The organism is Methylocella tundrae (genome assembly GCF_038024855.1).
GTDB lineage: Bacteria > Pseudomonadota > Alphaproteobacteria > Rhizobiales > Beijerinckiaceae > Methylocapsa > Methylocapsa tundrae.
On sequence record NZ_CP139089.1, the window covers coordinates 3,124,813 to 3,137,036 of the forward strand.

Below are 12,224 nucleotides of genomic sequence, written 5' to 3' on the forward strand. Positions count from 1 at the left end.
AAAGCGGATGACGTCGCGAAAACGGGTCCATCACGGCGCCGTCACGCTGCGACATCCTATCGCCCGGGAAACGCGGGCTTTGTCGTCACATTTGGCGAGGCGGGCGAGCGCGGCCATTCCGGTCGTAACATTTTTGTGTTATTGCCAGCTTTCGAGGGAAGGCTTGCGATGACTGGGCGGTTGGGGCGGTTAGGAAACATCGGGCGGATTGCCGCTTGCGTGGCCGCCTATGCGCTTGTTTTACAGGTTGTCCTGACGAGCGCGCTTGCCGCCAGCATTCCGGCGGCCCAATTCAGCGGCCTCGGCCGTCTCTGTCTCAGCAGCAATTCATCGCCGAGCGACGGTGAGAGCGGCCACCTAAAATCCCATTGCCCGCTGTGCGTATTGCGTGTGGCCGCCGCGGCGCTGCCTCCCCCTCCGCCCACGCCGATCATCGACCGCATCGCCGTAGAATTTCATTTCCGGGCTGTCTTGCGCAGCTCGCTTCGTGTCTTTGAGCCTCGTTCCGCCTGTCAGCCGCGCGCTCCTCCGGCGCAGGCGTAAGAACGCCGCCCGGCGCTCGCTCCGCGCGCGCGGGAAAATCTAGCTTCATTCCTCCATCGCTGAGCTGGTCGTGAAGACGGCTGCAAGACGCGCGACCCGTTGGGCGTCGCGCCTGCGCCGGCTTGCCGCCCTCATTACGGACATCACCATGCAAACCTCGTCCATTAGCCGCGGTCGCGCGGCCTTGCGTCTCACAAGCGCGCTCGTGCGCCCATCGCTTGCCCTTATGTGTTTCAACTCACTCTTTGTCGCCGCGGCTGCCGCCCAGGCCGGGCAGGATCTCCCGACCGTGGTCGTCCGCTCAGGTCTGCCGCGGGCGACTGACGACGGCTCTTCCTACGGCCCGTTCATTCCGGCGGATGCGACAACGATCTCCGGCGCCGACGCCGCCAAAGCGGATCTTTGGAGCAGCGACTCAGCATCCTTGATCAAGGACATCCCAGGCGGCGGGGCCTGGGGCGCAGGCGGCGTGTCGAGTCTGCCGACCGTTAACGGCATGGGCGCCGACCGCGTTCAGGTGTCTATCAACAGCATGCTGTTCGCTCCAGCCTGTCCGAACCAGATGAATCCGCCGCTCTCTTTCGTCAATCCGGCGATGGTTTCCAGCATGCGCGTTTATAACGCCGCCGCACCCGTGAGCGCTGGCGGCGACTACACGGGGGCGAGGGTTGACGTCGCCGTGGCGCCGCCGATCTTCGCGTCCGGCCCAGAATGGATCACGAGCGGAAGCATCTCCGGATTTTTCCGCAGCAACGGCGCCTCTTACGGCGTGAACGAGAACACCACCGTGTCCAACGCGGATACGAGCATTGCCTTTAGCGGCGGTTGGGCGCGCAGCGGCGACTACACAGCCGGCAACGGGATGAAAATCAAATCCACCTTGTACGAAACGCAAAATTACGCGCTCAGCGTTGCGAAAAAGGTCCAGGACGGCCTCCTTTCGGTGGAGGTCGGCGGCCAGGCCATTCCCTATCAGGGCTATCCTAATCAATATATGGACATGGTCGATAATCACAGCTTCTACGTCAACGGACGTTATGAAGGCCTGTTTGACTGGGGCAAGCTTGAGACGACGGCGTTCTTCAATCACGTCCGGCACACGATGGGCTTTCTTGAGCCCGACAAGAGCGGCGATATGCCGATGGACACAAAGAGCACCGACGCCGGATATACGATCAAGGGCACGATCCGGATATCGGCGCAGGACCTCATCAGAATCGGCAACGAACTTTACTATAACAATCTCGACGACTGGTGGCCCCCTGTCTCCAACTCGGCGATGATGGGACCGGACGCCTTCGTCAACATCAACAACGGACAGCGCACGCGCGTTGGGACCTTCGCTGAGTGGGAGCGACATTGGGACGCGCCGTGGACAACCGTCTTCGGGTTGCGAAACGACGTTGTGATGATGAACACGGGCGACGTTCAGGGCTACAACACAATGATGTACGGCGCCTCGGCCGCCGCCTTCAACGCCCTCAATCATGCGCGGACCGACGTCAACATCGACGGGTCGGCCCTGATCCGATATGAGCCCGATCAGGTGAGCCTTTATGAGCTCGGCTTTGCGCGCAAGACGCGCTCGCCCAATCTCTATGAACGTTACAGCTGGTCGACGAGCGCCATGGCGATGAAGATGATCGGCTGGTTTGGCGACGGCAACGGCTACGTTGGCAACATCAACCTCGCGCCGGAGAAGGCCAATACGGTCAGTTTCACTGCGGCGTGGCGCGACCCCGACAGGAAGGCGTGGGAGTTCAAGGTTTCTCCCTATTACAGCTATGTTGAGGATTACATCGACGCCGACCGCTGCGCGCTCTCCGGCTGCCTTGCGAATCTTCCCGCAAATCTGACCACGACAAACAACTTCGTGTATCTGCAGTTCGCCAACCATGACGCCTGGCTCTACGGCGTAAACCTCGATGGAAAACTGGCGCTCTGGGATACCGACACATTCGGCCAGGGGGGCTTCCGGGGGAACCTGAATTTCGTGCGGGGTCAGCGCACGGATGGCGTCAACCTCTACCACATGATGCCTGTGAACGCGACGCTGGCGATAGATCAGACCTACGCCGCCTGGAACTCGAGCCTCGAACTCCAGCTCGTCGGGTCGAAGACCCTGGTGAGCCAGGTTCGAAACGAACTCGCAACATCAGCTTACGCTCTCTTCAATTTTCGCGTGGGCTATCAATGGGAGGCGGTCAGGATAGATTTCGGCATCGACAATATCTTCAACCAGAACTACGACCTGCCGTTGGGCGGAGCCAATCTCGTAAATTACCGAGAAACCTCCATGATGGGAACGTCGTCCATCTATGGCTATCCGGTAGCCGGGCCGGGCCGCTCATTCAATACGCGTCTGTCTGTAAAGTTTTAATTGCCGAATTAGGAGCCCGGCGCGATGCAGAACATTCCATTAAAGGCGAATTGCAAATGGAAGAACTGCTTCTCGCCCTTCCTATGCCGCAAGCGCAACGCATCGAGCGCATGGTCCGCCGCTTGGGGACTTCATGCGCGTGGCGCGGAGCTAGCCATGATCGCGCAATATTTGGGGGTTTCGGCGGCCTCTTATTCGTTGAGCGATCTTGGACCGCTGACGAACGGATTGTCCCGAAGATAAAATCGCAGGAGGCGGTTCGCATCCCGCGAAATGCCGATCCTGATGCTCTGCCCGATTTCGCCGGGTTCGTCGTCGCCGCATCCGAGCCATAGAGGGCCTTCCCGGCAAAGATCGAGCCCGTCGAGCCGACGATCAATCCGCAACGCCGCGGTGAGCCTTCCGGGTCCTCGCGCCAGGTCGCGCAGGCGCTCGACGCCGCGATTGAGCCGCATGATCGGGATGCCCTCGAGCGGTTCGAGCGCCCTGATCAGGACGCCGGTTCCGATCCCGGGCGTCTCGCTCGAGACATTCAGCATGTATGAGCTGCCGTAGGCGAAATAGATGTAGGCGTGGCCACGCTCGAGATACAGCGACTGATTGCGCCGGGTCATCCCGCGGTAGGCGTGCCCGGCGGCGTCGCCGACGACATACGCCTCGGTCTCAACAATACGACCGCTCGCGACGCCTTCAGGCAACTCCCGCACCACTGCCTTGCCAATGAGATGGCGGGCGAGAGAGACCGTATCAACCGGCAACTCCGGGCGGGCGAGCGCGCGGCCGATGGCCATCCTTATGGCGTCCAGCTGTCAGGGCATCCGCTCGACCCATTGCGCGCGCGAGGGGCCCGGCTCGAACGGATCGCCGAAATACTGGGTCTCGCGGGCCACCTTCCCATCGAGGAACTCCATGATGCTCACGGTGTAAGACGGCCGCCCGTCATAGGTTAGGACATATTCAGTGACCCAGAGGCCGCCCGCGCCGATTATCCGCCGCACTGCGAAGCGTTTCCGGTTCGGCTGCGCGGCGCGAGACGACTGAATCTTCCGGCGCCCGCGGATGCGCTCGCCCGATTGAGGATATTCGAGCACCGCGTCCTCTCGGTAAATTTGGTGCTCCCCCTCGAGGTCGTTCGCATCGGAGGCGGCCCAGTGGCGATCCAGCGCCGCTCGAATCTCTCGGTCTTCCATAGCAAAGCTCCGTGACCATCTCCGTCGTACCATGCGCTGGCCTGTAACAGCCTTCCAGCTAGGGCAGGAAGACCATTCCCAGCGCGAAGGCCGGGCGGCCCCTTTTCACCTGGACACACCCGAAAGCCACCAGTCCGCTTCCGGCCAAGACCGGCCTACGCCGGGATTTTCCTGATGTCCGCTGGTGGCGCAAATCTCCTAAAACCGCGGCAGGTCCGGGAACGGCAGCTGCCCCGCGTGCACATGCATGCGGCCCATTTCGGCGCACCGGTGCAGCGTTGGAAAAACCTTTCCCGGATTAAGCAGGCGCTTTTCGTCAAACGCGCATTTGACCCTGACCTGCTGGTCGAGGTCGATCTCGTTGAACATCTCCGGCATCAGATCGCGCTTCTCGACGCCGACGCCATGTTCGCCGGTGAGCACGCCGCCGACTTTTACGCAGAGGCGCAAGATGTCCGAGCCAAAGTCCTCGGCCCGCTGCAACTCGCCGGGCTTGTTGGCGTCATAAAGGATCAGCGGGTGCAGATTGCCGTCGCCCGCGTGAAACACATTGGCGACGCGCAGCGCGTATTTTTCGGAAAGATCGCGGATGCCGGCCAGCACCCGCGGCAGGGCTTTGCGCGGAATCGTGCCGTCCATGCAGAGATAATCGGGCGAGAGGCGCCCAACGGCGGGAAAAGCCGCCTTGCGCCCCGCCCAGAAGGCGAGGCGCTCAGCCTCGCTGGTTGAAATCCGGCATTGCGTCGCGCCGCGCTTCAGCGCGATCGCCTCGACGAGCCCAACGAGATGATCGACTTCGACCGGCGGCCCGTCGAGTTCGACAAGAAGCATGGCTTCGGCTTCGCGCGGATAGCCGACGTTGACGAAATCCTCGGCCGCCTCGATCGCCGGCTTGTCCATCATCTCCATGCCGCCCGGAATGATGCCCGCCGCGATGACGTCAGCGACGCACGCGCCGGCGCTTTCGCTGGAATCGAAAGCGATCATCAAAGCTCTCGCGCATTCGGGCTTTTGCAGAATGCGGACCGTGACTTCCGTGACGACGCCGAGCATTCCCTCGGAGCCGACGATGAGCCCGAGAAGGTCGTAGCCGTCAGAATCGAGATAGCCGCCGCCGAGCCTGATGATTTCGCCGTTCATCAGCACCATTTCAACGCCGAGGATATTATTGGTCGTGAGGCCATATTTCAGGCAATGCACGCCGCCGGAGTTTTCCGCCACATTGCCGCCGATGGAGCAGGCGATCTGCGAGGAAGGGTCCGGCGCGTAATAGAAGCCCTTGTGCTCGACGGCGCGGGTGATCGCCGAATTGGTGACGCCCGGCTCCACGACAGCGAACCGGTTCTCGAAGTCGATCTCCTTGATTTTGTTGAACTTCATCATCGAGATGAGGACGCCGTCCTGAAGCGGCAGCGAGCCGCCGGAGAGCGAGGTGCCGGCGCCGCGCGGCACCACCTTGACGTCATGAGCGTGGCAATAGGAAAGGACGGCCTGGAGCTCTTCGACAGAAGAGGGCAGCACCACCGCGAGCGGCAGATTGGCGTAAGCGGTGAAGCCGTCGCTTTCATAAGGGCGGCGGCCGATTTCGTTGTCGATGACGCCTTCGCCGCGCACAATTTTCCGCAAGGCGGCGATGATTGTCTCGCGCCGCGCCAGAATGGTTTGATCGACGTCCATCGGTTTCATTGCCAAAGCCCATATGATATCAATTAGCCGCGCAATATGCGCCGGCGCCGCCGCCGAGGCAAAGGCTTTGCGCCCTAAGGCCTGCGAACCTTCGCCTTGCGTTTGGGCGCAAGCGCCCTTATAAGCACGCCCATTCCACACGCGGATCGCGCGACCCTGATTTAAGGGCCGCTCCCGGTGGCTTTTTCCTATGGCGCCTTCAAATGGCGCTTCGGAAAAGGTCCATAACGCTCCGCGGCGGCTTTAACCGGAGAAAGAAACGCTATGTCCCTGCCTGATTTCACAATGCGCGGCCTGCTCGACGCCGGCGCTCATTTCGGCCACCAGTCGCATCGCTGGAACCCGAAAATGGAGCCCTATATTTTCGGCAGCCGCAACAATATTCATATCATCGACCTCGCGCAGACGGTGCCTTTGCTGCATCAGGCGCTGAAGGCCGTGTCGGACACCGTCGCGCGCGGCGGCCGCGTGCTGTTCGTCGGCACCAAGCGGCAGGCCCAGGACGCGATCGCGGACGCCGCCCGCCGGTCGGCGCAATATTACATCAATTCGCGCTGGTTGGGCGGCATGCTGACCAACTGGAAGACGATTTCCGCCTCGATTCAGCGCCTGCGCAAGGTCGAAGACATTCTGGGCGGCGGCGCCGTCGGCCTGACCAAGAAAGAACGCCTGATGATGTCGCGCGAGCGCGACAAGCTCGAAAAGGCGCTTGGCGGCATCAAGGAAATGGGCGGCATCCCCGACCTCATTTTCGTGATCGACACCAATAAGGAGCAACTCGCGATCAAGGAAGCCGAGCGGCTGCACATCCCGGTCGCGGCGATCCTCGACACCAATAGCGATCCAGACGGAATCACGTTCCCGATTCCCGGCAATGACGACGCTGGTCGGGCCATCACCCTTTATTGCGATCTCATCGCCCGCGCCGCGCTCGACGGCATCGCCCGCGGCCAGGGATCAAGCGGCATTGATTTCGGCGAAGCCGAACAGCCGCCGGAAGAGGTTTTGCCGGTGGAAGCTTCTGAGCCCGCCGTAGCCACTGAGGCGTTCGAGGCGCCTGCCGAGGCTTTCGAACTGCTGACCGCGCCGCGCGGCGCGCCGGACGATCTCGGCAAATTGCCGGGCATCGGCCCGCAGATCGTCAAGAAGCTGAACGACGCCGGCCTCTTCCACTTCTGGCAGATCGCCGCGATGACGCCGGAAGACGCGGCGAAGACGGATCATGACCTGAAGCTTGGCGGCCGCATCGCTCGCGACGGCTGGATCAATCTGGCGCGCAGCCTCGTCGCCGCCTGAACACGGCGGTCGGCGGGCCGGACGATAGCGGTCACAAAACGGAACTTGAAGGAACACGATTATGGCGAGCGTCACGGCCGCAATGGTGAAGGATCTTCGCGAGAAGACCGGCGCCGGCATGATGGATTGCAAGAACGCTCTCAACGAGACCGAGGGCGATATCGAGGCGGCGGTCGACTGGCTGCGTAAGAAAGGCCTTTCGAAGGCCGCCAAGAAGTCCGGCCGCGTCGCAGCGGAGGGCCTTGTCGCCGTCGCCGTGCATGGCACGGACGGCGTTGTCGCCGAAGTCAATTCGGAGACGGATTTCGTCGCGCGCAACGAGGAATTTCAAGCGCTTGCCCGTACGATCGCGCTCGTCGCGGTGGAAAAGGGGTTGACCGACGTCGAAGCGATCAAGGGGGCGCATTACCCAGGCGGCGGGACGGTCGCGGACGCCATCGCCAACGCCATTGCGACGATCGGCGAGAACATGACCTTGCGCCGCGTCGCCGCGGTGCATGTCGCGCAGGGCGTCGTCGGCCAGTATGTGCATAATTCGGTCGCCGACGGACTGGGCAAGATCGGCGTCCTCGTCGCGCTGGAATCCACCGGCGATACGGTCGCGCTTACGCCGCTCGCGCGGCTTATCGCCCTGCACGTGGCGGCGGCGAGTCCGCTGGCTCTCGAAGCATCCGAACTCGATCCGGCGATCGTCGCGCGGGAAAAGGCGGTGCTCGCCGACAAAAACGCCGGCAAGCCGGCTCATGTGCTTGAAAAGATCGTCGAATCCGGCCTCAAGACCTATTACAAAGAGGTTTGCCTCCTCGATCAGCCGTCGATCCACGCGGAACATGCGAACAAGACCATCGGGCAGGTGGTGAAAGAAGCCGAAAAGGCGGCGGGCGCGCCTGTGAAGCTGGCGTCTTTTGTGCGCTATTCCCTCGGCGAGGGCATTGAGAAACAGGAGAGCGATTTCGCCGCCGAAGTCGCCGCCGCCGTCGGCGGGCAGGTCTGACCCGGTACACGAAAGCCCTGCGAACACATTGAATGAAGAGCCGCAGACGCCGACGCGTCGGCGGCTTTTTGCATGTGGCGAAGCCGAGTGATTCCAAATTGACCGATGTCCGATTTCGCAGGAAGGTTGAAGCTCAACGCGCGGCGCTGCGTTGATTCGTGTTTCCCGCGTTGGAGAACGCTCATGCCGTCTCGATTCGCACCCTCGCTTCGCCTCAAAGGCCAACTGATTGCATTCACGATCCTTTCCAGCGCCTTTGGCTTGGCGCTGGTTGACCCCGCGGCGGCGGAATCGGTCCGCAAGGAATGCAGCCAAAAATATCAGGCGGCCAAGGCCGCCGGCACGCTGAACGGACAAGCCTGGCCGCAATTTTATAGCCAGTGCGCGGCTGAGGCCAAGGGCGCCGCGCCTGCCGCGACCCCTGCCGCGACGCCAGCCGCGGCTCCCGCGCCGGCGGCGCCGCCGCCGCCGCCCGCGGCCCCGCCCGCGGCGAATCCGCTGAAGCCGGCGCCGGCCCCTGCGGCGGTCGGCAATGCTGTGTTTCCCTCAGCCGTCTCAGCCGCCTACGCCAATGAAAAGCCAGGCAAGGCGCGCATGAAGACATGCCTCGACCAGTACAACGCCAATAAAGCGACCAACGCTAACGGCGGCCTGAAATGGATTCAAAAGGGCGGCGGCTATTACAGCCAATGCAATGCGCGCCTCAAGAGCTGATCGCGGTCGCGCGTTTTGATCACGAGATCCTGGGCGTCGCGCTGGCCGGCGTCTGGCGATAAGCCGATGTGCGTCATTCTTTGACGCGGCTGAGCATCATAAGGCTCGGCCGGAGGATTCGTCATGGCTGATCGGTCCGCTGCAATGCGCTCATCAATCGCATGATGTCGCCCGAAAACCGGCTTCCACTTTTCGGGATCATGCTCTGAGGCCGGGGACGGCACGGGGCGCTGGCGAAAAAGCCACACACCCTTGACAATCCGCGCCGGCCGGGCCGATCGAATGGACAGAGAAAGCGGGGCATCATATAAACTCCACCGTTGCGGCGGCATATGAGCCTGTCCGACTAGGATCTCGACGACAATGCAGAACACCAGCATCGACCCGAGCATCTCCGATCCTTCGGCTTTTTCCCGCCGGACGATGGTCGACTGCCAGATCAGAACGTTCGACGTAACGGATTCGGCGCTGCTTGCGCGCATGCTCGATGTGCCGCGCGAGCGGTTTCTACCGCCGGAGCTTGAGCCTGTCGCTTATTCGGATTCAAGTTTGCAGCTAAAATCGGACGCTCCAGGCGCGAAGCCGAGGAGCCTTCTGCCGCCCCTGATCCTGGCGCGTCTCATTCAAAGCGCCCGGGTCCTCGCGGGCGACAAGGCTCTGGTCGTCGCGGCCGCAGGCGGCTATTCGGCCGCCCTTCTTGCGGGCCTTGCCGCCGACGTCGTCGCTGTCGAGAGCGATCCGGCGCTTTTCGAAGAACTGCGCGTCAATCTCGACGCATTCGGACTAAAGAACGTTCGCGCGCTTCTCGGCCCCCTTGGGGCGGGCGCGCCGAAGGAAGCGCCTTTCGACGTGATCCTGGTCGACGGCGGGGTCGCCGCCAATCTCGATCCGCTGCTCGCGCAATTGAAGGACGGCGGCCGGCTCGTCACGGTTCAGCGCCTGGCCGATGGCGTCTGCAAAGCCGTACGCTACGACAAGGCAGATGGCGCGACAGGCTATCGCATCTTGTTCGATGCTTCGGCCCCTGTCCTCGACGCGTTTCAGCCGGCGGAAGAATTCACGTTTTCTTGACTCCGAGGACACCCGTTTCGCCGCGGTTCTTCGTGCTAGCTTGGGCGGCGCTTTGGCATGACCAATCAATGGTGCGACCGGCGCACGCCTCGAAGCGAGCCGGCCAGAGCGTGCGCGTAGACATCGCTAAGACAGGGACAAACGAATTTGCTTTATCTGCCGCATCGCGTCTCTTTGTCTGTGAAGAGGTTCGCCGTCATCCTCGCTGGGGGCTTCGCGCTGGCTTCGCCGGTCGCGGCGGAAACCATGTCGAGCGCGCTTGTTCGCGCCTATGTCGGCAACCCGGATCTCAACCAGCAGCGCGCCGGCGTTCGCGCGCAGGACGAAAACCTGCCGCGAGCCTCCTCACTCGGACGCCCAACCGTCACGGCGGATGGCCAGTTCGGCTATAATTACCTTGATACGACGCAAGGGGGAGTGCGGACTCGCGGAAGCACGCCGCCGACGGCTGTCGGGCTGACCGTCACGCAAAATTTGTTCAACGGCAATCGCACGCAAAACAGCGTCCGGCAGGCGGAATCGAACATTTTCGGCTCGCGCGAAAATCTCCGCACCACCGAGGAGAACGTTCTCCAGAACGGCGCGACAGCCTATATGAACGTGCTGCGCGACACCGCGATCCTCGATCTGCGCCGCAACAACATCACCGTTCTCGAAGAGCAGCTGCGCCAGACGCGCGATCGCTTCAATGTCGGCGAGGTGACGCGCACCGACGTCGCCCAGGCTGAATCGAGCCTCGCGAGCTCCCGTTCCGACTATTTCACGGCGCAAGCCAATCTGCAGAACAGCGTCGCAAATTTCCGCCAGATCATCGGCGTCGAACCGACGCGGCTGGAGCCGGCCCGAACCATCGAAGCTCTGCTGCCGAAAGATATGGGCACGGCCGTCGTTCTCGCGCTGGAAGAGCACCCGGTGGTACAGGCGGCGCTGCACGCGGTCGACGCCGCCGCCCTGCAGGTCAAGCTGGTCGAGGGCGAGCTTTACCCGACTCTCAACGTTGTCGGCAATGTCCAGCATCAGACGGATTATATCGGCGTGCGCAACGCCACCTTTTTGAACGGTTCGGTCGTCGGCCAGCTCTCCGTGCCGATCTATGAAGGCGGCGAAGTGTATGCGCGCGCCCGTCAGGCGAAGGAAACGCTGGCGCAGGCCCGGCTGCAGGCCGATCTGCAACGCGACACTGTGCGGGCCGCCGTCGTATCCGCCTGGGGCTCGCTCGATTCGGCGAAGGCGGTCATCCAATCGGCGAAAGCTGCGGTCAAGTCCGCCGAGATCGCGCTCGATGGCATCCGCGAGGAGGCGAGGGTTGGGCAGCGTACGACCTTCGACGTCCTCTTTGCGCAGCAGACCTTGCTCAATACACGCGTCAGCCTCGTCTCCGCTCAGCGCGACAGGGTCGTCGCTTCCTATAATGTGATGGCGGCCATCGGCCGGCTTTCAGCGGCGAACCTCAGCCTCAACGTCGCGGAATATGATCCGACGGTCCATTTCGAACAGGTCAAGGACAAATGGATCGGCCTGCGCACGCCCGATGGCCGCTGAGCCAGGGTGATCGCGGGCGCGGCGCGGCTGCGTCTCCATCTCGCGGCGTCGGGCGAGCCTTCCGCCATTATTCCCCTTATGGCTGTGGACCGTCGATTGTTCGTCTTGCCAGCATGGATGAGCTAAGACTACCTTAACGCGTCGATCCGCCGCGGCGCGGATCATGTGGGGTTGCCTGTCGCGTGATTGCCTCGATGCGCATCCGTCTGATCGGCGCATTTTCGTTGGAAAGCAGTAGAGGCCATGAGCGCAGCCAATCTTGTTCAAACCTCCGGCGAGCCGTCCGACGCCAAACCGCGGGAGCCTTCGATGGAGGACATTCTGGCCTCGATCCGGCGCATCATCGCCCAGGATCAAGCGCTTTTCGCTGCTGAGGACGCCTCGCGGGAGGAGGCGGGCCAAGAAACCGGCTCGGAAGAGGTTAATGACGGCGCCGATTCCGCTGTCTATGGGCTGGCGCAGTCTGTTGCCGCGCAGGGCCTTGCGGACCATCAGGAGGAGGACCGCGCAAGAGGGGAAGCAGCGGATCCGTCAGAGCCGGGCGCCGATTGGAGCGGAGCTGAAAACGAGCCGCTGGTTTCAAAAAGAACAGATGATTCCGTCGCGGGAGCATTCAATGCGCTTATCGCCAGCCGCTTCGCGCAAAATTCCGATGCCGTTCTGGCGATGACCCGCGAAGCTTTGCGCCCCTTGCTGGAGGCCTGGCTCGACGCGCATTTGCCGGCGCTTGTCGAGCGTCTCGTCCGCGCCGAGATCGAACGGATGACAAAGGGCGACTAAACCCATCGCGAAAAGGCGCGGGTTTTTC

General features: G+C 62.4%; 11 protein-coding genes and 1 pseudogene. 9 read left to right on the forward strand and 3 right to left on the reverse strand.

Annotated elements, in window-relative coordinates:
- The first annotated feature begins 168 nt into the window (after nt 1–168).
- From SIN04_RS16695 to SIN04_RS16705, 3 genes and pseudogenes are all read left to right on the forward strand, one after another.
- On the forward strand, nt 169–543 hold the full coding sequence (locus tag SIN04_RS16695; protein WP_341264072.1) for a DUF2946 family protein: 375 nt from the start codon (nt 169–171) through the stop codon (nt 541–543).
- A gap of 148 nt (nt 544–691) precedes the next feature.
- The gene (locus SIN04_RS16700; RefSeq protein WP_341264073.1) at nt 692–2,923 is read left to right on the forward strand and encodes a TonB-dependent receptor; all 2,232 of its coding nucleotides are present in this window, start codon (nt 692–694) and stop codon (nt 2,921–2,923) included.
- A gap of 18 nt (nt 2,924–2,941) precedes the next feature.
- Nucleotides 2,942–3,025: pseudogene (locus tag SIN04_RS16705) on the forward strand (IS5/IS1182 family transposase); the annotation flags it as partial.
- Between the two features lie 89 nt (nt 3,026–3,114).
- Here SIN04_RS16705 and SIN04_RS16710 read toward each other — a convergent pair.
- The 3 genes from SIN04_RS16710 to SIN04_RS16720 form a co-directional block, all read right to left on the reverse strand.
- Nucleotides 3,115–3,714: a DNA-3-methyladenine glycosylase gene (locus SIN04_RS16710; RefSeq protein WP_134491026.1), complete on the reverse strand. Its 600-nt coding sequence runs from the start codon at nt 3,712–3,714 to the stop codon at nt 3,115–3,117.
- A gap of 18 nt (nt 3,715–3,732) precedes the next feature.
- The gene (locus tag SIN04_RS16715; protein ID WP_341264074.1) at nt 3,733–4,113 is read right to left on the reverse strand and encodes a nuclear transport factor 2 family protein; all 381 of its coding nucleotides are present in this window, start codon (nt 4,111–4,113) and stop codon (nt 3,733–3,735) included.
- A gap of 198 nt (nt 4,114–4,311) precedes the next feature.
- Entirely contained in the window at nt 4,312–5,799 is a 1,488-nt protein-coding gene (locus tag SIN04_RS16720) for an FAD-linked oxidase C-terminal domain-containing protein (protein WP_134491028.1), read from the reverse strand.
- 264 nt (nt 5,800–6,063) lie between these two features.
- Here SIN04_RS16720 and SIN04_RS16725 point away from each other — a divergent pair, with 264 nt between their 5' ends.
- From SIN04_RS16725 to SIN04_RS16750, 6 genes are all read left to right on the forward strand, one after another.
- Nucleotides 6,064–7,095 carry a 30S ribosomal protein S2 gene (locus SIN04_RS16725; protein ID WP_134491030.1) on the forward strand — a complete coding sequence of 344 codons (1,032 nt, stop codon included), beginning with the start codon at nt 6,064–6,066 and terminating at the stop codon, nt 7,093–7,095.
- 61 nt (nt 7,096–7,156) lie between these two features.
- On the forward strand, nt 7,157–8,089 hold the full coding sequence (tsf, locus tag SIN04_RS16730) for a translation elongation factor Ts (RefSeq protein ID WP_134491032.1): 933 nt from the start codon (nt 7,157–7,159) through the stop codon (nt 8,087–8,089).
- A gap of 183 nt (nt 8,090–8,272) precedes the next feature.
- On the forward strand, nt 8,273–8,803 hold the full coding sequence (locus tag SIN04_RS16735) for a hypothetical protein (RefSeq protein WP_341264075.1): 531 nt from the start codon (nt 8,273–8,275) through the stop codon (nt 8,801–8,803).
- Nucleotides 8,804–9,166: 363 nt separating this feature from the next.
- Nucleotides 9,167–9,874, forward strand: coding sequence for a protein-L-isoaspartate O-methyltransferase family protein (locus tag SIN04_RS16740; protein ID WP_134491036.1), 708 nt, complete (start codon nt 9,167–9,169; stop codon nt 9,872–9,874).
- Between the two features lie 174 nt (nt 9,875–10,048).
- Nucleotides 10,049–11,416: a TolC family outer membrane protein gene (locus SIN04_RS16745; RefSeq protein ID WP_423135982.1), complete on the forward strand. Its 1,368-nt coding sequence runs from the start codon at nt 10,049–10,051 to the stop codon at nt 11,414–11,416.
- Between the two features lie 243 nt (nt 11,417–11,659).
- Nucleotides 11,660–12,196: a PopZ family protein gene (locus SIN04_RS16750; RefSeq protein WP_134491038.1), complete on the forward strand. Its 537-nt coding sequence runs from the start codon at nt 11,660–11,662 to the stop codon at nt 12,194–12,196.
- Nucleotides 12,197–12,224 lie beyond the last annotated feature (28 nt).

What these genes read in the sequence shown, in the direction of transcription:
- SIN04_RS16695 (WP_341264072.1), top strand. Translation starts at nt 169, where the DNA reads ATGACTGGGCGGTTGGGGCGGTTAGGAAACATCGGGCGGATTGCCGCT.
- SIN04_RS16700 (WP_341264073.1), top strand. Translation starts at nt 692, where the DNA reads ATGCAAACCTCGTCCATTAGCCGCGGTCGCGCGGCCTTGCGTCTCACA.
- SIN04_RS16710 (WP_134491026.1), bottom strand. Translation starts at nt 3,714, where the DNA reads ATGGCCATCGGCCGCGCGCTCGCCCGCCCGGAGTTGCCGGTTGATACG.
- SIN04_RS16715 (WP_341264074.1), bottom strand. Translation starts at nt 4,113, where the DNA reads ATGGAAGACCGAGAGATTCGAGCGGCGCTGGATCGCCACTGGGCCGCC.
- SIN04_RS16720 (WP_134491028.1), bottom strand. Translation starts at nt 5,799, where the DNA reads ATGAAACCGATGGACGTCGATCAAACCATTCTGGCGCGGCGCGAGACA.
- SIN04_RS16725 (WP_134491030.1), top strand. Translation starts at nt 6,064, where the DNA reads ATGTCCCTGCCTGATTTCACAATGCGCGGCCTGCTCGACGCCGGCGCT.
- tsf (WP_134491032.1), top strand. Translation starts at nt 7,157, where the DNA reads ATGGCGAGCGTCACGGCCGCAATGGTGAAGGATCTTCGCGAGAAGACC.
- SIN04_RS16735 (WP_341264075.1), top strand. Translation starts at nt 8,273, where the DNA reads ATGCCGTCTCGATTCGCACCCTCGCTTCGCCTCAAAGGCCAACTGATT.
- SIN04_RS16740 (WP_134491036.1), top strand. Translation starts at nt 9,167, where the DNA reads ATGCAGAACACCAGCATCGACCCGAGCATCTCCGATCCTTCGGCTTTT.
- SIN04_RS16750 (WP_134491038.1), top strand. Translation starts at nt 11,660, where the DNA reads ATGAGCGCAGCCAATCTTGTTCAAACCTCCGGCGAGCCGTCCGACGCC.